The sequence below is a fragment of the Bradyrhizobium archetypum genome (assembly GCF_013114835.1).
GTDB lineage: Bacteria > Pseudomonadota > Alphaproteobacteria > Rhizobiales > Xanthobacteraceae > Bradyrhizobium > Bradyrhizobium archetypum.
The window spans coordinates 1-17,703 of sequence record NZ_JAAVLW010000005.1; the positions used below are offsets into that span (position 1 = coordinate 1).

A 17,703-nucleotide genomic window follows, 5' to 3' on the forward strand; every position below is an offset into this window, starting at 1 on the left:
ACGGCTCGTGCCCTCGGATGGCTATCGAGGTCCGGGACGATAGTGGGCCAGTGCTGCAGGTGAAATTCACCTTCGAGGTTGTTAAGGCCGCGTTGGCTTACGTCCTCTTTGATTTTGGAACCGCCCCAACGGTCTTGTCATGGCCGCTCCCCTGAATGGAATGGGGCCATCATAGTTGGCGGTAATCTCGTCTCGCGTCCCGTGGTTCTTTCCTGAAGTGATGCGTCACGCGAACAATTCAGCATTTCGATAAGTCATAACTCGTGATCGCCATCTAACCCGATTGATAGATGGCTGAGATCATAGAGCGGCTTTAGTATTCGGTTTGTTGCGTAGCTGGAGGGCATTGTAATGGGACAGAAGGTCCGAATAGCCAAAGCCAAAGCAATATTGCGCAGCCAAACTCTTTCCAAACAGTTCGCCGAACCACAGAAACTCAAGGAGCAGATCCGGCTCGCCGAAGCAGCAGCGAAGCAGTCAGCTCGGCGAAGGCCCAGGCTGACGGCTTGATCCCGATCTGCCGCTCACTGCCGCTGCCGCTCGATCGCGAGTGCGAGGCCGGTGCGGTATTCCGCCGGCGTGCCCTTGTCGTCGAACAGGAACGGGCCGTTGATTTTCTCGATGTAGATGCGGCCCTGCACTGGCTCGACGGAATTGGCGATCTCGAGGATCACGAGGGCCCCAGCACGTCCCCGCTGGAGCCCTTTGCTGTGGGCTCGTCATGCAACGTCGGCCAGCCGCGTTCGATTAGCTCAGATCGGGCTTGAATCCCGCCGGCATCGCCGGGACATCGTCAGGATCGGCGGGATTTCTATTGCAGTTCGGGCAAGGTGCGCCGGCGCCGCCGCAACCACAGGCCCTTTCTCCCAAGAACGGTCGATCGAGGTGATTTTCACAAACCACCGAGTGTTGTCGCACCGATGACAGTACCGCATCGAAATTCCGCCCGGTAGCAAAGGAAAACCAAATCGATGCCAGTTATTACGTTCCACGCGATGAAGCGCGGTTTAACTTAGGTTCGCGGCTATCCTACAGTGTTTGTCAGCAATCTGGCATTCCCGCCGGACGTGCCGACGCATTTCCAGTGGAGCTGGTCGTGTCAGAAGCGCCAGAACCGGTGGCGTGGTTGAGCCAACAGTAGTCTTAGGTGTCTTTTCCGACGCTGACCCCGAGCCGACATAGACCGGATTGAAATCCCGCAGCGCAGCAGTCTCCCCTCATCGGGGTGTGCTATAGTTCGGTCGGAAACGCACGGAAGGCTGCCCAGGGGATGGTGCCGTGACCGATCGTTCTTCATGAGCGACGCGAGTTCATAAATGACTTGCGAGCCGTGATCTGGTTCACATTCCTTGTTCGCATCCCGTCGCAGAATGTTTGTACTGACTTCAGGCAGGGACGCGGTCCTATGCCTGTATCGCTCAGTCAAGTGATTGACAGATCATCAGTGTGATCGCCTGGAGGATGTCAAATGGAGGATTGAATGCGCACAGTCATCCTAGGATGGCAGTAGAACCAGCTTTGGGAGTCTTCCTATGTCATTCGCAAAGATATGTCGTGGAGCTTTGCTCGCTGTCTTTCTAATGAGCGGACTATTGGTGTCTGGAAATGCTTCAGCACAACAAACAGGATGGTGGGGCCAAGGATGGTGGGGCCCATCAATATCTCAAGCGCCCACGTTCAAGCAGTCAAAACGAATGCCGCCGCCGCTCGCAACCTGTGGCGCTAATTCCCGTTGCAAAAAGTACGGAAGCTACTGCGCCACTTGCCGTGCCGGAAAGTGCTGGTGCAGCAATTGCTGCGTCGGCCTTCAATAAGGAACCTCTCTTCGAAGGTGCCAACCTCGAGCACCGTCCGAGGACTGCTGCGCTGCATGAGTCCGGATTTGGCCCAAAAGCGAAGTCCTGCCTTGCTCTTTGAGCGTCGGCTCGTCTGGGTGAACCGGAAGCAGCCGAATGATCTTTCGAACGGCGCCTCTTGACCCCTACCGGACTCGGTCTGTTGCGCCCGCCGCCGAAGAGAGCTTCTTCGCCGAAGGACAGGGTTGGATATTCGTGCTCTCGCAACGGCAACAACGTATTCCCACACGCGAGACGAGAGGGAAGGTAGTTCTCGGCGTGATTTGATCGCGGTTTCCAGTGTCGAGCTGCCCAGACGCGCCGCAAACGTTTCAATGCATCCGCTCAACCCACTGAACGCGCGAAGGGCCCGGTTCGAACGGATCACCGAAGTATTGAGTTTCGCGGACCACCTTCCCGTCCTTGAACTCCATAATACTCACCGTATAAGACGGCTGCCCGTCATAGGTCAGGACGAATTCAGTGATCCAGAGGTCGGCAGCGCCGAGTATCCGCCGCACCGTGAAGCGTTTCTTGTTCGGTTGTGCGAAACGGGATGCCTTAATGTTATGCCGACCACGGATGCGCTCCCCCGACTGCGGATACTCGAGGACCGCGTCCTCTTGGTAAATCTCATGCTCCGCCTCGAAGTCGTTCACGTCGGACGCGGCCCAGTGGCGCTCCAGAGCTGCTCGAAACTCGCGGTTTTCCATCCCAACTTCCCTCCTGCATGAGGACATTGCTGCGCGGTGGCACCAGCCCGGGACGGGGAGAACTCCCACCGCTAACATGACCACCTTCGCCACGCTAGGACCTCAGCAATGAACTGGCTTTGCTAAAACAGCGCTAACAAGTTGGTCGAGCGACGCTGCGCTGCATGAGTCCGGTTGTGGCCCATCAGCGAAGTGGCGGGACGCCTCATCGAGGTCCGCTTAGTGGGGCGGAGCGGACTAGATTTGCTCACGCTGAGTTCTTCGCATTTTGACCCCAAGCGGACATTGAGGCTCTGACATTTTGGGATAAACTAGCGCGATTTTCCTTGGAAGAAAGCAGTGAAGAAACTCGCCCGATTATTGTTATGGGTTGCCGGAGGACTGTTTGCCATTGTCCTCGGTTTGACGGCACAAGAAGCCGTTCTTTATGTCGGAAGTAACGAGGCGACCGCGCGAGACCAAGCGAAGCAAGAGTTTCTTCGTGAATGCGCGGGGCGTGGCGTAAATCCAAGTGAGTTCAAAGGTCCGCAGCGAATAAAGTCTCCGCCTAGTACATATGGATTTGTTTGGGCCAGCACGTCGAACGGAGATCAAATCGCTACTATGGTTAGCTACATGCCGTGGGGCGTTGACGCCTGGTTGGTTCCTGATCAGCAGCGCGCGAAATTTGCGCCGTATTGCGATCAGAAAGAGCTAGGCTGTCATTGATTGTGAGCGCGTGCGAGCGCGCATGTCGCCCATTGATCCATAGCGGAAGTCGCGTCGTCCGATACGCATCCAAGCCTACCAGACGATTCAGCTCAGTCTGGTACGCGCGGCCAAAGCGGCCTCCCTAATTTGCTGCCCACTGACATAGAGCGGATAAATTTTCAAATCGTCGTCGAACGGCGAGTACATGACCACTTTGTCGAACAAGCCGCCGAAGACAACCAATTCGTCTGCCGATAACTCGGCGCGGTCGACCTCAACATTGTAGGCCCGCTCAAATTCGCTGCAGAACGTGCGTATGTTATGATGATCGGACAGGAATAGATCGATCAGCCAGTAGAGTTTGGCTCGGCCTGTTGGAAGCTCGTTCATCGCGACACTCGACGGAGAAAACTGGAACTCTATACGCCATCGGTCGTATGTCGCCAATTGGCCCGAAGCTGACGAACTTTCTCGCCTGCGGCAGGTCCGGTATTGAGGGAAGTCCGGACTTCACATCACCGCCTTAGATTCCGCTTGTGACCCCGAAGCGGACATGAACTGCTGGCGCGCCTGTGATCATTTCCGATACTGCTCGTCGCTTACCTTCTCCATCCAATCCACATTCTTGCCGTTGAGGGATTCTTGGACGGCGATGTGGGTCATCGCCGACGTCGGCGAAGCGCCGTGCCAGTGCTTCAGTCCGGGAGGAAACCACACGACGTCGCCGGGACGGACCTCCTCGATCGGGCCGCCTTCGCGCTGCACCCAGCCGAGGCCGGCTGTGATGATTAGCGCTTGCCCAAGTGGATGCGTGTGCCAGGCTGTCCGGGCGCCAGGCTCGAACGTGACCTGGCCAGCGCCGGCGCGAGCCGGATCCTGCGGCTGGAATAGCGGGTCGATTCGAACGGGCCCGGTGAACCAGTCTTGCGAGCCTTTCTGTGAGGGCCGAGATCCATTTCTCTTGATGTCCATATCCATGTGAACCTCCTTCGAGGGGGCGATCGTCTGCGCCGACGCTCGGCCAATATCGATCAAAGCGGCGGCGCCGCCGCCGATGAGCACGCCTCTGCGGGTGATCATCACCTTTCTCCGTTCAGTGAGTGTCGTAGCCGGGCTTCTTGAAGATAGTCTCCGGCTTGTCCACGATGTCCGGCCCGTAGACCTGGCTCGCCCAGTCCTTCGGTTCCACGTCTTCGATCCCGACCGACACCGAGTTCTGGCCATAGCCCAGCGTGTCCATCACGGCCTTTGTGACAGACTCGGCCAGCGCGGCCTTCTGCTGGTTTGACTGTCCGGAATACAGCTTCACGACGACGTGGGGCATGGGCCCGTCCTTTCCAAAATCATTTGGTGTTCTTCACGCGATCCAGTGTTGGCTGACTATTGGCGCCGCTTTTCGATGACGTCCTTGACCACCGGCGCCGCCGAGAATGCGTTCGGCCAGCCTGCGTAGAAGGCGAGATGGCCAAGCACCTCGCCGGCCTCTTCCTTCGTCAGTCCGTTGTCCATCGCCCGGTTCAGGTGATAGGTGATCTGCGCGACCTGACCGGTCGCGATGAGAGCGCTCACGGTAACAAGGCTCCGGTCCCGCGGAGCGAGCGCCGGCCTGAGCCAAAGGTCCCGGAAAAGAGCGTCGGTCGTATACTGGACGAGGCTGGGCGTGATTTGGCCGAACTGCTCTCCCACACGGGTCGCCCGCTGCTTCTCCGCCGCCTCGTCGAGCGGGAGCTGCGGTCCCGAGTCCGGCGGGAGCTGGTCGGCTCCGATGTTGCGGCTCTTGAAGACCTCGCGCGCCGCGGGAATCGCATCCATCGCGTTCGCCCAGCCAGTATAGAACGCCAGATGCGTGATGATCTCCGATATCTCCGAGGGCTTCACGCCATTGTCGAGCGCGAGAGCCAAATAGTGCGGCAGTTCTACGGTCTGGTCGCGGGCGATCAGGGCCGCGACGGTGACAATGCCGCGGTCGCGGCGGGAGAGGCCCGGTCGCTTCCACAGGTCGTCTATGACGAATTTCTGCGCATAGCCTTCGAGCGCCGGCGACACGGCGCGGATGTCTTCTGGCTTGGGCATGGCATTTGCTCCTACGATGGGCGTCTGTGCGGCGGCGCCGGCGAACAGGCAGAACGAAAATAGTGTCGCTGCGAACGATCTCATTGATGGGCTCCTTCCATAGTTATCGGGTGTGCGATCAGCCACCAGGCGACGAGCGAAGCGCAAAGCACGGTCGCCGAACTGACGAGAAACAAAGCGTTCAGCCTCGAGCCGGCGGCGATCAGACCGAGCGCGGGACTGGCAAGGCCCTGGGCAACGTCGAGGAACGCGGTGTAGGCGCCCATGGCGAGACCTCGGCTCTGCGCCGGCACGCGGCGGACCGCTTCGACGCCGAAGCCGGGATAGACAAGCGAGAAGCCGAAGCCGGTGAGCGCTGCGCCGGCGAGCGCTATCTCTGGATGGACGGCAAGCCAGATCAGCGCCTGGCCGACGGCTTCGATCGCGGCGCAGGCCAGCGCGACCTTCGCTCCGCCGATCTTGTCTGCCAGATGGCTGAAGAACACCCTCGCCAGGATAAAGGCGACCGCATAGGCGGTGTAGGCCGACCATCCGTTTGCCCACCCCCTCCTTGCGAACAGCAGGGCGACGAACGTCGTCACCGCCCCGAAGCCCACAGAGCCGAGCGCCGAGCCCAGGCCCGGCAGCCAGACCGCCCCGATCACTTCGACGAGCGAGGTGTGCGTGTGCTTCACCAGTGCAACTGCCGGCAGAAGGGCGACGAGGGGCAGCACGGCGAGTGGCGCCAATGTGGTCGCGAGCGAGATCGCCGCGAACCCGTAGGCCACATAGAGCGCCGAGCCGGCGGGAGCGCCGATCGCGAAGGCTGCGAACATTGCCGACCCGACCCAGGCGATTACCTTTCCTGTGTTCCGGGAATGTGCGAGCGCCAATCCCCAGCTCACCGCGGCCGTGATGATGAAGCTCTCCGCCCCGCCGAGCAGCGCACGGCCCGAAAGGAGGATCGCGACCGAAATCAGCGGTGATCCGCTGCAGCCGAACGAGAGCAGATAGAGCAGTCCCGCGGCGGCCGCCGCTAGCAGGCCCGCGACCACGCCGTGTTTCGCTCCGCGCGCATCGGAGAAATGCCCCGCCCACGGTCGGGAGATCAACGATGCCGCGAACTGGCTGCCGGCGACCAGACCCACCACGAACGGGCCGAAACCCAGCCCGTCGTGCACATGGAGAGGAAGTACGGGCATCGCCATACCGATCACGAGGAAGGCGACGAACACCACGCCCATGATCGGCAGCAGCGTCGTGGTAAAAGGCAGCGCTACGTCCGTCGTGATTGCGATTGCGTTCTGAGTTTCTTTCATCGGGTCGTGGGTTCCTGGCCGGTCTGTTTCGGCTGCGGGATGAACCTAAGGCGTTTCTTCTCACGCGATTAGATGATAAGTTTTGATTGGAGCTATTAGGTCGGCTTATCAATGAAGCGAGACGATGCCGGCGATTTGCTTGCTTTCCTCGCCGTGGCGAGGGAACGCAGCTTTACGCGCGCGGCTGCGCAGCTTGGCATGACGCAGTCGGCCCTCAGTCAGATCGTCCGGAATCTCGAAGAACGGATTGGCGTCAGACTTCTAAATCGGACGACTCGCAGCGTCACGCCAACGCAAGCCGGGGAACGGCTGTTCCTAAGCATCGGCCCCAAGTTCAGCGAAATGGATGCCGATTTGGCGGCACTCAGCGAGCTGCGGGAGAAACCGGCGGGAACGATTCGGCTTACGGCCGGAGAATATGCGGCCAACGCGATTCTCTTCCCGGCGCTGAGCCGGCTTTTGCCCAACTATCCCGACATAAACGTCGAAGTGATTGTCGACTATGGTCTCACAAACATCGTCGCACAACAGGTCGACGCCGGCATTCGTCCTGGCGAACTGGTTGCCAAGGACATGATCGCGGTTCGCGTAAGTTCTGACCTCCGTATGGCGGTTGTGGGCTCGCCGGCCTACTTCGCGAGCCGGAAGCGACCCAAGATGCCCCAAGACCTAACGAGCCACAATTGTCTCAACCTACGTCTGCCGACCCACGGGGGCAGCCTCTACGCGTGGGAATTCGAGAAGAACGGCCGAGAGCTGAACGTTCGCGTCGAAGGCCAGCTCGTGTTCAACAGCGCGGGACTCTTACTGGAAGGGGCACTAAAGGGCCTCGGACTGGCTTATCTCACAGAAGGACACGTCCAATCTTTCATCGCGAAGCGTCAATTGGTCCGAGTTCTCACAGATTGGTGTCCGCCCTTCTCCGGGTACCATCTCTATTATCCCAGTCGGCGCCAGCCCTCGCCAGCATTCTCGCTACTAGTCGACGCACTACGGTATCGCGGGAAGTAGGTCTGCCATTGGCCCATCGCGACGGATTTGGCAGGTCTCGCTCAGGTCGCCTTTCGCAGGCAGAGCTGACGTGATTTGCTCGCCGGGAGCATTACGGCTTGTGACCCTAAGCGGAAATGAGCTAATCTGGATACTTTCGAAGCTCGGAGTGCCATCTCTTTGCGACAACGCGGTCACCGATGGTGAAACGCATGAGGTCTTCTCCAACCTCCAGCGGCCCCTGATAGGTGCTTTGCGTCCGTGATAAGAGCTCACGCACCTCTGTTCCGAGAAGCACGATGTGCGAATAGGCGGCAAGCTTCGGCTTCACGCGCGAGAAAACCGTCCCGGCTTCCTCAGGCGACGTGTGATGAGCGGCGATCGGTTTGAGCTGCGGCAACTTTGCCATTTGCTCCGACATCGCAAAAACTTCGTGGATCAGGAGGTCCGTTCCCGTCGCGTGCCTGATCAGGTTTTCGTCGAACTTCGTGTCCCCTGAAATCGTGACAGACCTTGCACCGTAGTCGATCCGATAACCCACGGATGGCTTGATGAGCTCGCCGTGATCGACCGCGAACGCGGTGACCTTGACGCCGGCTTCGTCGAACACGACGCGGTCTCCATGGAAGTCGTGCACCTCGATCTGGGTGGCAGCCGCCGGGATATGTTCGTCCGCCTGACGGATGCGCACGTCATCAGAGAACGCCTCGGCAAGGCCTTTTGCAATTTTCGCCACTCCGCTTGGCGCGGTAGTCCCGTCCGATGGCCCCCATAGCCGCAGGGCTCTGGCGCGGGATCCAAACGGTCCAAACATGTATCCTGTCATCCAGAGATCAGGCAATCCTGCGACATGGTCTGAATGATAGTGGGTCAGAAAGACGCCGTCGATGCCCTTGCCGAACGACATGCCTAATTGAAACAGACGCACGGTAACGCCGCGCCCAGCGTCGAAAAGCAGATTGAGCCCGCCGGCTTGAACCAATGTTGCCGGCCCGAAACGCGCGGGACTCGGCAGGGGCGCACCCGTACCGAGCAGCGTCACGACGATGTCCTTGGACATCGGAGGCTTGTCTTCAGCCGCTGCGGCGCCCGAGATCGAATAGACCAGTGCGAAAACAGCCGCGGTACCTGCCAGAATGCATCGTCGCTTTGTCGTCCCGCCAGTTGCCGCCATTGAGAAAATTCCTTTGCTTGATCGCATCCGTCGCACGTATCTGATCGGCACAAATGCGGGCGCACCTTGGCCGAGTCCTCTTGCGAGATAGCAAAAGCCGTCTTCAGCCGGTGCGCTTGTATATTTCAGCCATCCGGGGAAAAAATGTTATCCCAGTCGCCGACAAGTTGACTTGGTGCGACCCCGACTAATCCGTGGCATTCGCGGATGAAATGCGCCTGATCGAAATATCCCGCTGAATGGATGATGCCGGTCCAAGGTTTCGACGGTTCGTTGCGATGGGCCGTCAAGGCTGCGTCAAACCTAACCGTACGCGCGTAAAGTTTGGGCGAAAGACCCACTTGGACAGTGAATCGCCGCTGGAATTGGCGCGCGCTAAGGCCCGATTGCTTCACAAGCTGGTCGATACGGACGCGACCGCGTGAAGCCAGCAGCAGACGGGACGTATAGTCGATCCCATCCTGGGCTGGACTGTCATCCTGCATCATCCCGAACCAACGTTCTGCAGCGGCTACGCGCGCGTCGAAGTCAGAAGCTGAACGTACGGCGCCGCTCAGCAGCACCGCGCTCTTGCCGAGAACGTCGCGGGCCGGGATGCCTTCGTTAACAAGAGAGGTCATATCGAGGCCGACGAGGCGGTTGAGCGCAGCCGGCTGTAGCAGAATATTGAAGATGTGAACCTCGCCTGACATGTAGAGCTGGATCCGGCGTGACCCCTGCGGGCCGACTACAACTGTCTCTGCGGCCGTCTGCAGGGGACCACCATCAATTCGAAGGCGGAAAGGATCGCCCAGATAAATGTCGATGATCTGGTGGGGCCGCGCCGTCAGCGGCCACGTCAGCCCTTCGGGACCCAATGTTCCGCGGCGTTCCTCGAATGAGCGAACGATGCTGCGAAGCGCGTTATGAGGGGTCCTTCGTCTGACATCCATCGACGGCCATCCCGTTTCGGCGCCACCCGACGCCGTCCAACGATCTGCATGTTACCACAAATTGGCTTTCGGCAAGGACAGGTGCCAAGCCGATCAGTCTTGGCGATCTGAACCGTACTTTTCGGCTTATGGGCCCTTCGCGTCATTTCGCGTGCGCGCAACTATCAGGTCGCTTTCAGGTCAAAGTGGACGTCAAATGGCAGGCAGGACCGGCTAGATCGGTCGCGAATGACCTTAAACGGAAAACACATCCGATTCCGATAGCCGAGCGCGCCCACAATCTCTTGAAGAGGCGGCTGCCACGACGTAACCTAAAGCTCCAAGGTGGCGGAATTGCCCCTTGCTTCTTCGGCTGCGCACATAGACAGCCAAGCATTCGGACAATCAATAGAAGCCGCTTTTTCTTGGTGAGCGACCGCTATCGTTCACGCCGATCCTTGGTCATCTGGAACGTCGGATAACAAGGGAGGGAATTCATGAACATTTCATTCACCCGCGCCCTGATCGCTTTATCTGCCGCTGCGCTCCTCGCGCCGTTCGTTATCTTCGGCGGAGTCGATGCGGCAAGCGCCGACGACGTGCCCGACGGGCTATCTGTTGAGTGGCAGGGCAAGAAACCTTGCGAGAAACTTTTTGAGGACGCGCATGTCCGCGTCGCTCGGTGCACGTTCCCACCGGGGGCTGTGCACGTCTGCCACTCACACCCGGGTTACCTTAGTTATGTGGTAAGCGGAGGCCAAGGACAGATCGAGGACGAGAAAGGAATACGTAAGATCAATGTAACCGCCGGCGCATTGTTCGATGCGCCTCCGACCCCATGGCATGAGTTTGCAAACGTGGGAGACACCACGATTCAATACATCATCGTCGAAAGGAAATACCAGGCTGTAACCCCAGTGAGTCAGACCGCATGCCCGAAAGGAACAGTGGGTCGCTCTCAATAACTGACGGCCGGGTCAAGCCGCCGGCTCACTTTTCGGGTTCGCAGGCAGCAGCGAGTCGTTTGCTGAAACGACTGCTGTTGGCCCCAAGCCGCCCATCTGCGAAGACGCGGCTTAGTCACCTCTTTGAGGAGGAGCGGACGAGAGTTCGCGCTGCCAGATACTTCTGAGTCTGACCCAAAGCAGCCGCAAACGCGCAAGCGCATTCAGCGCCAGCGCGCTAGGCTGGAATAACCCTCCATGATTGATCGCGGCTTCGTCACAGCGCATTCATGAGTTTTTGTCGGCCTCGACTGATTGCCTGCAACCCCGATCCAGGTCAGCAATCGCTTGCGCTCGTCCCAAACCAAGTCAAACCGGTCGGGGCGGCCAGCGACGGCGAACTTCATGACGCCATCGTCCGTTCCAGTAATCTCGCCCGACATGGTCTGGCCCGCCGCGTATGTCTCTAGAACGACGATTCTTGTAGCGCGATCCAGAGTTACGAAATATGCACCCATCTCGCCTGTGCAGGTAAGCGAAAAGGCGTCTACGGGGTCGAGACGTTTCGGATCAAACGGCTCAGGCCGATAGAAGGCTGAGAGCATTGTTCTGCCAGGGACTTCCGTGCAGGAGTGTTGCAGTAAAGATCTTGCCAGTTCATTGGCGGGCATTCCCGGCCACGTCATCGCGTTGCGCTTGCGGTCGAAGGAAAAAAGGATACGTCCTCCATCGGCCCTCAGGCTGAAGTCCAGTTGCGCGTCACTTACCGCGATGATTTCGCCCGGTAGTTTGTTTCCACCGGGGTTCTCAAATACGAAATGATTTGTCCCGAGGTCGTAGGTTACGAAGTAACGTTGCGGCTGCTGCTGATAGTATTGGCCGTCGCAGCGAATGGATGTTGGTTCGGCTTCTGCCTGCAGGATGCAAGCCAAAACCATGAACAGCGATAATGTAAAACGGCGCATTGATCACCAGCCTAGGTTGCTATCTCCTTATGATGCCTCAATTGTTTATGCTCCGCTAATGCGAAACCCGGCTTCTAGGCGATTTCCGATGTTTCGCGTTGCAGAATGCAGGCTCGTGGCGAGACTTCTGCATCTGGCCCTAAGCCGAACACCCGCCCAATTCTTTGTCATGTCGGCTGACAGGGACAGACCGGACCCGGTCCATGCTCGCCTCTACGCCGCTTGTGACCAAAAAAGCGGACTTGGCGGTCTGGCTGTACCCGACCAAAAATGTTTAGGGTGGCACTGGATCAAATACACGGATAGACCGCGAGCGATGCGAATGGCTGACCAACTCCAACTTGCGCCACTCCATCGGACAGGCTCCACCGAGCGGCACACCTTCGACTTTGTCGTCAATGGCGTGTCCCTCTTTGAAGCTACTCAGGCGTCTGCCTCTGACATGTGCGGGTGTCTTTCGGATGCTCGTTTCGAGCCTGATCTGGCCAGCCGCTTCAACGTCAAGTCAGTGAATATGCTGACGTCAGAGGTGCGCATTGGAGGCGGCCACCGTGCGGTTTTGTTCGGTTGCCCCGAATGTGGCGATTTCGCTTGCGGAGCCATCACGGTTTTTATCTCTCGTCGAGATGACGCTTCCGTGCAGTGGTCTGACTTTGCATACGAGAATGGGTTCGAACCTGAAACGAAGATTACCGGCGTAGGTCCGTTCGCTTTTGATTGGTCCGCTTATCTAGCGGCATTCTCCCGCATGCAGGTGGCCGGTTAAGTCAGCTTCTGGCCCTCAGCCGAACTGCCCCTGAGCGGCCGCAAAGGCCGCTCTCGGAGGAGAACCGGACCTGACGAGATGACCGGCCGGACCGCCGCTTGTGACCCAAAGCCGCTATGGGCAGCTTGGCGAGAGTCCTGGGGGCCACGACGTTTCCGCTGATTTCTCACGCGCGACGGCTCCAACTGAAATTCTACGGGCGAACCGCGCGCAAATGCAGGAAGTAGGGTATGCGCTGCCACCGGCGGCCAGGTCCCACGATAATGCAGTGGTCTGGAAGAGCCGGCTCACGAAGGGCCTCGACCAAAAATCCGGCTTCCTCCAAAGCCAAAAAATAATGCTCCAGAGGCCGATGCTGGCTGTTGAACGTGATCGCCAAGCCGTTGCGCTCAACTGCATCGGCGTAGCGGAAAGCATGAAGATAGTCACCTTTGATGACGAACTGCGCGTCGGCAGTCGCCTCTTCAAACTTTCCGGCGGAATTAATCGGATGGACGATCGCCAAGCAAAGTCTCCCGCCTGGTTGCAGAACGCGCGCGGCTTCTCTAATGGCAGCAGGCATTTCATCGATATCTTGAAGTGACATGAAAGCGACAGCCAAATCCGTGCAGGCGTCATCGAGTGGGAGCGCGCAAGCATCCGCCAAGCGCACGTCCATTGAGGGATCGGACTCTCGGGCGGCAGTGACGAGAGATGGCGAACTATCGACGCCGATGATACGATGGCCGAGTTGTTTCAAGTCACGGGCGAGACGTCCTTCGCCGCATCCGATATCTAAGGTTTGCCGTCCCGGCGGAGGCAAAAGTCGAAGAAATTGGTCACGGTGAAAACGCCAATAGCTGTCGTGTCCCGGAGCGCGCGCCCATTGAATCCATTGCCGTGCCTCAGCCTCCCAACTTGCGCTTAGATTCGCCAGCTTGGTTGGAGTTTCAGTCATTTCGGGCTCCTCTAAGCGCTACCAATGCCACTAATCTGCACCGCAGTTGTGCACGTGTCGCAGGCCTATTGCAACTCCAAGATGTTTCGACGGAGCGTCTCGTTTTGGCCCTTCAGAGACCTGCCAACAGCCCGTCAGGACGTCTGCTGCTCAGGGTAGACCGGAAGCGGCGGCTTGGCCGCCAAAACGGCGCTCATGACCCAAATCGGACATCCGGCCAACGAACCTTCTTGTTCCTGAATTGGTCCTACATTCCTTAGGAGCCATGGGGTTGTCCGTATTTATCCCGGGTGTCCTAGCTGAATCCGGAGTGTCCGCTAACAAATGGATGGGTTGTTAACGTCCGCGGCCTAGAATTGTCTTCATGAAGAAAATCCTACTCGTACTTGTCGGTTTCGTGCTGCTCCTCCCAACCGTTTTAATCGCGGCCATGGGTGCGCGTGCTGGGTCCGATGGCGCCCCGATCGCGTTCGGCTTGTGGATGTTCTTCGGATTGCCCACTATGGTGGGCGCGATCTTCGCCTTCATAAAGGCAGATAAACTCTATCAAGATCGCCTCAGATGACTAACGCAGCAATCATTTGGGTTTGGGGGCTCGTCTTTTTCTTCGCCGCCATCCCCGGCGCGGTATTGGGCTGGATCATCGGAGCGTTGTTCGGTTCATGGACTGGCGCAATGTCATCACTTGTCGTTTCGGTCATTGCAGGGGTCATAGCTGCGGAGAAAATCTATCCGGGGTCACTCAACGCGATGAGTGTCGGCGTCTTCTATGCATACTATTATCCCATGTTTTTCGTTCCGCCGTTCCTAGCGGCCATGCTGCTCGGAGTGTTGATTAGCAATCTCACTTCAAGAGCCCGATAGAAGCTTAAGGCCGCCCTCAAGCGCTATAGCGCGTATAAGGTCCGCTGTTGGCCCTTCAGAGACCTGCCAACAGCCAGTCCCAACGTCTGCTGCTCAGGGCAGACCGGAAGCGGCAGCTTGGCCGCCAAAACGGCGCTCATGACCCGGAACGGACCTCAGATGTGATGTGGTCACCCCTGCTTCGCCGTTCGCGTGAGCGGAGTATCGGGCGGCAACGAGACCCAGGGATGGCGTGACTCCTCCCACACCGAGACGGTCGGCGCCGGGAAACTCGGGTCGGCGAAGTTTCCGATGGCAACAATGACGCGTCCAGGAAAACTTTCGCTCTCCCAATAGACCGTGGAGCCGCACGTCGAACAGAAGAGTCGTTTGGTCAATGTGTTACAGTGGTGGCGCCGATCCCGGATATCGTGGATCGAGAGAGTCTTCTAGTGATCTACAAGTTCCTTCGTCGAGCCTTGCTCGCGGGGCGCATTGATATGCCATATCGCGGCCCCGCTTCATTCGAAGTCGATGACATGAGTTATCGCAATAACGTCAATGGCACCTTGGCCATCCTTCGATACTGTCTCCTGTCCAACGAAGAACCCCATACCGAAATAAATGTCTCGATATGCATACGGACTTGCTTGGTGCTCAAGCTGCTTAGAACCATCGAGCAATGCTGCTGTCACAGTCGCGTCATCGTCCAAACCGGCGTAGGTGCGCCGCTTGGCCTCCAACAGAAAAGCAGCAAGGTCGTTCAACTCGATCCTCATGGCTCCGCCCCTGGGGTAGTGGCCTGTTTAACTGGGAGCGCCCAATTTCTCAATGTCCCTTACTGGCCCATCGCGACGGATTTGGCAGGTCTCGCTCAGGTCGCCTTTCGCAGGCAGAGCTGACGTGATTTGACTCGCCGGGAGCATTGCGGCTTGTGACCCTAAGCGGAAGGGAGCGTGTATGGCTTCTAAGGCATTTGATCGAAATCGCACATGAAAAATTCAGCTGTACTTGGGCACAAAGGCACCATGGCGAGGTCCCATTCTCGGATATTCTTCAGCGTCGCTGTCGGGGTCTCGCTCACGTTCTTAGCTGGCTACATTGGATCTCTGGCGTTCCCAGGGTTAGTTGTAATTTGGTTTGGAGTTTATTGACTTCGATATTTGTCGGCGGCGCAAAGGCCACCTTGGCACTGCTGATCGTCCCGAGCATGATCGGGGCACAATTCGCCTGGCCAGTGACTTGCATCCTTTTCCCTTTGATAGGTCTCGTTCGGCAGCCTGCGACCATCTCAACGGTTTTCGTTCTCAGCGGTTGTGGGGCTCTCCTGGGGGCATCGATCACCTACGCTAGATTCATCGCTCACTTGATCTTCTACGTAAATCCACAAAACCACCTTCACTTCGTCCTCGCGAGCGCAATCGCTGGCGCAGTCTTAGGTGGAGTTTTCGGATTCTGCCTTTGGAGGTTTGACGTGGCGTATCCGACAAGAGGAGCCGAAGCAGCCACTTAACGGGATGGCGGAGCGGTACCCGCAATTGCAAGTCAGACCGGAGAACTGAGGAAGGCACTTACTAACGTCGGCCTTGTGGTCCCATCAAAGAAGTGGTGAGACCTGCCATGGAGGTCCGCTAAGTGGGACCCTAGCGGACTAGATTTGCTCACGCTGAGCTTTTCGCGTTTTGACCCGAAGCGGGCCTCGGCAGCTTCACTTGCTGCAGAAACGCAGGCTTAACCTTCGGTTGCTTAACTGCGCAGCGTCAATCAGCGACAACGTACGATGAAACTGCTCAGGCTCGCCACCATCGCTATCATCTGCATCGGGGCTGTTGTGCTGGCCTACCGTATGGCGTATCCGAGCCTAACGCTGCGCTATCGCCTAACCCTTGAAGCCGAGGTTGACGGCCAGCCCAAGTCCGGCTCGGGCGTCATCGAAGTAACCTACACAAAGCAGCCACAGATTGCCGCTCAGCCCGAGCTTTCCGTGAGTTTCAGGGGTGAAGCCGTTGTCCTTGACCTCGGGAAGCGAGGGACGCTGTTTGCGCTGCTCAAGCCAGATACCGACAGCCGGTCAGGACCGGAATGGATAGTCCTCCGCGCATTCGACTTTCCCGGCGGGAGCCTACCGAGGCTAGTCGAAGAAGGGATCAAGCAGCTCCGACGCTTGTCCGGCAAACGGGAGCTGCCGCTGGGCAGCCTTCCTATGCTTGTCCGGTTTCGCGATATGAATGATCCGTTGACGGCGGAACGAGTACGCCCGGATATCGCGGAGCAGTTCGGATCCGGCGCAAGGCTGACGCGCGCCACGTTGGAAATCGTGCCAACGGGTATTTGGCCGTTCAATTCTTTCGGTATCAGCGGCGAGCAGCTAACTAGGGTAGTTCAAGGCCGACTAAGCTGGTTGCACCGTCTCAACGGTGGCTATATCGATGGCGAGTTCACTTCGAGGAACGCTCCGCTCGGTCTGCATGGCGGCGATTTTCAACGCTCCTAGCTTATCGATGGCCGTCACTTGGCATTTGATCGAATGACCGCTTGTGGCCCTCAACGGACATGCCGACGGGCCGGATGATGTCCGCCGTCGGGAGCAAAGCAGAAGTGGCTGTAAAGTCCGAGCGACGTCGCATTTTGACCCAAAGCGGAAGTGTACAAATGTAATCAAATGCGCCCTATCAGCGCACCTGGCTCTTAGCCTTTAACGTCTAGCTTCCGCGTCGAGCGTGAAGGCGGGCAATCATGGGTAGGGGTGTCAAAATTACTGCAAGATCAACCGCGAGGATGCGCACGTTCAAAGCGCTGGCAACTCTTGTTCCGGTAGCCTTGTTGTGGCTGATTGCTTTCGCTCAGGTATTGTCCGCGCTTTTTGCGCAGCGAGTTTTCTACGCCGGACGATTTACAACGTTTCATTCGGTCACTTATCGCGAAGAACCGACCCTATTTGTGTTCGTCCTTATGATGTCGTTCGTGATCGTAAGCTTCTTCGGTTGGCTAATTCTGGGTTTGCTACCCAAGCGGGACCAGGAAGTTTAGCCAACGTTCAAGTCGCCTTTTGGCCCTTAGCCGAACAACGCTCAAGCATTCGTCACGTCGGTTGTCAGCAGTAGACCGGACATCGGGCCGCGCAGGTCCTCACCGCCGCTTTTGGCCCAAAGCAGACCTCGGCTGGTCCGGCCAAGTATTGGACAATGCTACCTCTTGGTGTATAGCGCGGAGTATGAAATTCGTACCGATAACCCTGCCTAGGTTCGACTGCACGAGCTGAATTTCGCAGCGCCTCATTTTGCTAGTAAGGTCTTCTATGAAGATGCTCTTAAGTCGCTTACTCGCGCTGGTTTGCGCGACGACTGCACTTTTCTTCGGCGCGCGGGCTCTGATCCTGTTCTGGGTGTTAACGTCTGCTCCAGTAAACTTTCTTCCCGCAAAGAAGGGTTACGTCCCGTCTCGGACTATCTTCAGCGGCGAAACCGAGCAGGTTCTCATCATTCTCGCGAGCTTATCTGTTCTCGCTTTGGCAGCGCTTCTTTGGCGAGCACCAAGACCAACATCCGAGTAGAACCACCTCAG

23 protein-coding genes are annotated in these 17,703 nt (G+C 58.0%); 10 read left to right on the forward strand and 13 right to left on the reverse strand.

All coding sequences use genetic code 11. From position 1 onward, the window contains the following. The first annotated feature begins 351 nt into the window (after positions 1–351). Positions 352–510, forward strand: coding sequence for a hypothetical protein (locus tag HCN50_RS16265; RefSeq protein WP_171710699.1), 159 nt, complete (start codon positions 352–354; stop codon positions 508–510). A 14-nt stretch (positions 511–524) separates the two neighbouring features. Here HCN50_RS16265 and HCN50_RS16270 read toward each other — a convergent pair whose 3' ends face one another. Next, complete coding sequence (locus HCN50_RS16270) at positions 525–674, reverse strand: hypothetical protein (protein ID WP_171710700.1); 150 nt, start codon at positions 672–674, stop codon at positions 525–527. A 931-nt stretch (positions 675–1,605) separates the two neighbouring features. Between HCN50_RS16270 and HCN50_RS16275 the strand changes: the two genes are divergently transcribed. Next, complete coding sequence (locus HCN50_RS16275; protein ID WP_171710701.1) at positions 1,606–1,917, forward strand: hypothetical protein; 312 nt, start codon at positions 1,606–1,608, stop codon at positions 1,915–1,917. 250 nt (positions 1,918–2,167) lie between these two features. Here the strand turns inward: HCN50_RS16275 and HCN50_RS16280 are convergent, their stop codons facing one another. Beyond that, on the reverse strand, positions 2,168–2,548 hold the full coding sequence (locus tag HCN50_RS16280; RefSeq protein WP_171710702.1) for a nuclear transport factor 2 family protein: 381 nt from the start codon (positions 2,546–2,548) through the stop codon (positions 2,168–2,170). A gap of 339 nt (positions 2,549–2,887) precedes the next feature. Between HCN50_RS16280 and HCN50_RS16285 the strand changes: the two genes are divergently transcribed. After that, positions 2,888–3,256 (forward strand): hypothetical protein, encoded by a 369-nt coding sequence (locus HCN50_RS16285; RefSeq protein WP_171710703.1) that lies wholly within the window; start codon positions 2,888–2,890, stop codon positions 3,254–3,256. 87 nt (positions 3,257–3,343) lie between these two features. Here HCN50_RS16285 and HCN50_RS16290 read toward each other — a convergent pair whose 3' ends face one another. From HCN50_RS16290 to HCN50_RS16310, 5 genes are all read right to left on the reverse strand, one after another. Continuing rightward, positions 3,344–3,628 carry a hypothetical protein gene (locus HCN50_RS16290; RefSeq protein WP_171710704.1) on the reverse strand — a complete coding sequence of 95 codons (285 nt, stop codon included), beginning with the start codon at positions 3,626–3,628 and terminating at the stop codon, positions 3,344–3,346. A 186-nt stretch (positions 3,629–3,814) separates the two neighbouring features. Then, positions 3,815–4,210: a (R)-mandelonitrile lyase gene (locus tag HCN50_RS16295; protein ID WP_210264994.1), complete on the reverse strand. Its 396-nt coding sequence runs from the start codon at positions 4,208–4,210 to the stop codon at positions 3,815–3,817. A 121-nt stretch (positions 4,211–4,331) separates the two neighbouring features. Next, positions 4,332–4,562 (reverse strand): tautomerase family protein, encoded by a 231-nt coding sequence (locus HCN50_RS16300; RefSeq protein WP_171710706.1) that lies wholly within the window; start codon positions 4,560–4,562, stop codon positions 4,332–4,334. 56 nt (positions 4,563–4,618) lie between these two features. Further along, entirely contained in the window at positions 4,619–5,395 is a 777-nt protein-coding gene (locus tag HCN50_RS16305; RefSeq protein ID WP_171710707.1) for a carboxymuconolactone decarboxylase family protein, read from the reverse strand. Continuing rightward, a complete protein-coding gene (locus HCN50_RS16310) occupies positions 5,392–6,609 on the reverse strand; it encodes an arabinose transporter (protein ID WP_171710708.1) in 1,218 nt (405 codons plus the stop codon). The genes HCN50_RS16305 and HCN50_RS16310 overlap by 4 nt, the downstream gene beginning before the upstream one ends. 111 nt (positions 6,610–6,720) lie before the next feature. Between HCN50_RS16310 and HCN50_RS16315 the strand changes: the two genes are divergently transcribed. Further along, the gene (locus HCN50_RS16315; protein ID WP_171710709.1) at positions 6,721–7,620 is read left to right on the forward strand and encodes a LysR family transcriptional regulator; all 900 of its coding nucleotides are present in this window, start codon (positions 6,721–6,723) and stop codon (positions 7,618–7,620) included. A gap of 121 nt (positions 7,621–7,741) precedes the next feature. Here HCN50_RS16315 and HCN50_RS16320 read toward each other — a convergent pair whose 3' ends face one another. Both HCN50_RS16320 and HCN50_RS16325 read right to left on the reverse strand, forming a co-directional pair. Next, entirely contained in the window at positions 7,742–8,773 is a 1,032-nt protein-coding gene (locus HCN50_RS16320) for an MBL fold metallo-hydrolase (protein WP_171710710.1), read from the reverse strand. A 125-nt stretch (positions 8,774–8,898) separates the two neighbouring features. Continuing rightward, the gene (locus HCN50_RS16325; RefSeq protein WP_171710711.1) at positions 8,899–9,705 is read right to left on the reverse strand and encodes a helix-turn-helix transcriptional regulator; all 807 of its coding nucleotides are present in this window, start codon (positions 9,703–9,705) and stop codon (positions 8,899–8,901) included. Between the two features lie 476 nt (positions 9,706–10,181). Here HCN50_RS16325 and HCN50_RS16330 point away from each other — a divergent pair, with 476 nt between their 5' ends. Further along, positions 10,182–10,649 (forward strand): cupin domain-containing protein, encoded by a 468-nt coding sequence (locus HCN50_RS16330; RefSeq protein ID WP_171710712.1) that lies wholly within the window; start codon positions 10,182–10,184, stop codon positions 10,647–10,649. Between the two features lie 203 nt (positions 10,650–10,852). Here the strand turns inward: HCN50_RS16330 and HCN50_RS16335 are convergent, their stop codons facing one another. Then, the gene (locus tag HCN50_RS16335) at positions 10,853–11,593 is read right to left on the reverse strand and encodes a hypothetical protein (protein ID WP_171710713.1); all 741 of its coding nucleotides are present in this window, start codon (positions 11,591–11,593) and stop codon (positions 10,853–10,855) included. A gap of 322 nt (positions 11,594–11,915) precedes the next feature. Between HCN50_RS16335 and HCN50_RS16340 the strand changes: the two genes are divergently transcribed. After that, positions 11,916–12,359, forward strand: coding sequence for a hypothetical protein (locus HCN50_RS16340; RefSeq protein ID WP_171710714.1), 444 nt, complete (start codon positions 11,916–11,918; stop codon positions 12,357–12,359). 193 nt (positions 12,360–12,552) lie between these two features. On the opposite strand, the gene HCN50_RS16345 is transcribed toward HCN50_RS16340, so the two are convergent. Continuing rightward, on the reverse strand, positions 12,553–13,296 hold the full coding sequence (locus tag HCN50_RS16345) for a class I SAM-dependent methyltransferase (protein WP_171710715.1): 744 nt from the start codon (positions 13,294–13,296) through the stop codon (positions 12,553–12,555). Positions 13,297–13,660: 364 nt separating this feature from the next. On the opposite strand from HCN50_RS16345, the gene HCN50_RS16350 reads away from it, so the two are divergent. Continuing rightward, positions 13,661–13,861: a hypothetical protein gene (locus HCN50_RS16350; protein WP_171710716.1), complete on the forward strand. Its 201-nt coding sequence runs from the start codon at positions 13,661–13,663 to the stop codon at positions 13,859–13,861. Beyond that, a complete protein-coding gene (locus tag HCN50_RS16355) occupies positions 13,858–14,160 on the forward strand; it encodes a hypothetical protein (protein WP_171710717.1) in 303 nt (100 codons plus the stop codon). The genes HCN50_RS16350 and HCN50_RS16355 overlap by 4 nt, the downstream gene beginning before the upstream one ends. A gap of 170 nt (positions 14,161–14,330) precedes the next feature. Here the strand turns inward: HCN50_RS16355 and HCN50_RS16360 are convergent, their stop codons facing one another. Both HCN50_RS16360 and HCN50_RS16365 read right to left on the reverse strand, forming a co-directional pair. Beyond that, positions 14,331–14,537 carry a GFA family protein gene (locus HCN50_RS16360; protein ID WP_210264973.1) on the reverse strand — a complete coding sequence of 69 codons (207 nt, stop codon included), beginning with the start codon at positions 14,535–14,537 and terminating at the stop codon, positions 14,331–14,333. A 123-nt stretch (positions 14,538–14,660) separates the two neighbouring features. Next, the gene (locus HCN50_RS16365) at positions 14,661–14,918 is read right to left on the reverse strand and encodes a hypothetical protein (protein WP_235977030.1); all 258 of its coding nucleotides are present in this window, start codon (positions 14,916–14,918) and stop codon (positions 14,661–14,663) included. 1,001 nt (positions 14,919–15,919) lie between these two features. Between HCN50_RS16365 and HCN50_RS16370 the strand changes: the two genes are divergently transcribed. Together HCN50_RS16370 and HCN50_RS16375 are read left to right on the forward strand one after the other, a co-directional pair. Then, positions 15,920–16,633 carry a hypothetical protein gene (locus tag HCN50_RS16370; RefSeq protein WP_171710718.1) on the forward strand — a complete coding sequence of 238 codons (714 nt, stop codon included), beginning with the start codon at positions 15,920–15,922 and terminating at the stop codon, positions 16,631–16,633. A gap of 284 nt (positions 16,634–16,917) precedes the next feature. After that, a complete protein-coding gene (locus HCN50_RS16375; RefSeq protein ID WP_171710719.1) occupies positions 16,918–17,169 on the forward strand; it encodes a hypothetical protein in 252 nt (83 codons plus the stop codon). Positions 17,170–17,703 lie beyond the last annotated feature (534 nt).

What these genes read in the sequence shown, in the direction of transcription:
- HCN50_RS16265 (WP_171710699.1), top strand. Translation starts at nt 352, where the DNA reads ATGGGACAGAAGGTCCGAATAGCCAAAGCCAAAGCAATATTGCGCAGC.
- HCN50_RS16305 (WP_171710707.1), bottom strand. Translation starts at nt 5,395, where the DNA reads ATGAGATCGTTCGCAGCGACACTATTTTCGTTCTGCCTGTTCGCCGGC.
- HCN50_RS16340 (WP_171710714.1), top strand. Translation starts at nt 11,916, where the DNA reads ATGGCTGACCAACTCCAACTTGCGCCACTCCATCGGACAGGCTCCACC.
- HCN50_RS16345 (WP_171710715.1), bottom strand. Translation starts at nt 13,296, where the DNA reads ATGACTGAAACTCCAACCAAGCTGGCGAATCTAAGCGCAAGTTGGGAG.
- HCN50_RS16300 (WP_171710706.1), bottom strand. Translation starts at nt 4,562, where the DNA reads ATGCCCCACGTCGTCGTGAAGCTGTATTCCGGACAGTCAAACCAGCAG.
- HCN50_RS16335 (WP_171710713.1), bottom strand. Translation starts at nt 11,593, where the DNA reads ATGCGCCGTTTTACATTATCGCTGTTCATGGTTTTGGCTTGCATCCTG.
- HCN50_RS16280 (WP_171710702.1), bottom strand. Translation starts at nt 2,548, where the DNA reads ATGGAAAACCGCGAGTTTCGAGCAGCTCTGGAGCGCCACTGGGCCGCG.
- HCN50_RS16320 (WP_171710710.1), bottom strand. Translation starts at nt 8,773, where the DNA reads ATGGCGGCAACTGGCGGGACGACAAAGCGACGATGCATTCTGGCAGGT.
- HCN50_RS16350 (WP_171710716.1), top strand. Translation starts at nt 13,661, where the DNA reads ATGAAGAAAATCCTACTCGTACTTGTCGGTTTCGTGCTGCTCCTCCCA.
- HCN50_RS16355 (WP_171710717.1), top strand. Translation starts at nt 13,858, where the DNA reads ATGACTAACGCAGCAATCATTTGGGTTTGGGGGCTCGTCTTTTTCTTC.
- HCN50_RS16330 (WP_171710712.1), top strand. Translation starts at nt 10,182, where the DNA reads ATGAACATTTCATTCACCCGCGCCCTGATCGCTTTATCTGCCGCTGCG.
- HCN50_RS16275 (WP_171710701.1), top strand. Translation starts at nt 1,606, where the DNA reads ATGCTTCAGCACAACAAACAGGATGGTGGGGCCAAGGATGGTGGGGCC.
- HCN50_RS16310 (WP_171710708.1), bottom strand. Translation starts at nt 6,609, where the DNA reads ATGAAAGAAACTCAGAACGCAATCGCAATCACGACGGACGTAGCGCTG.
- HCN50_RS16365 (WP_235977030.1), bottom strand. Translation starts at nt 14,918, where the DNA reads ATGAGGATCGAGTTGAACGACCTTGCTGCTTTTCTGTTGGAGGCCAAG.
- HCN50_RS16370 (WP_171710718.1), top strand. Translation starts at nt 15,920, where the DNA reads ATGAAACTGCTCAGGCTCGCCACCATCGCTATCATCTGCATCGGGGCT.
- HCN50_RS16375 (WP_171710719.1), top strand. Translation starts at nt 16,918, where the DNA reads ATGCGCACGTTCAAAGCGCTGGCAACTCTTGTTCCGGTAGCCTTGTTG.
- HCN50_RS16315 (WP_171710709.1), top strand. Translation starts at nt 6,721, where the DNA reads ATGAAGCGAGACGATGCCGGCGATTTGCTTGCTTTCCTCGCCGTGGCG.
- HCN50_RS16325 (WP_171710711.1), bottom strand. Translation starts at nt 9,705, where the DNA reads ATGGATGTCAGACGAAGGACCCCTCATAACGCGCTTCGCAGCATCGTT.
- HCN50_RS16290 (WP_171710704.1), bottom strand. Translation starts at nt 3,628, where the DNA reads ATGAACGAGCTTCCAACAGGCCGAGCCAAACTCTACTGGCTGATCGAT.
- HCN50_RS16295 (WP_210264994.1), bottom strand. Translation starts at nt 4,210, where the DNA reads ATGGACATCAAGAGAAATGGATCTCGGCCCTCACAGAAAGGCTCGCAA.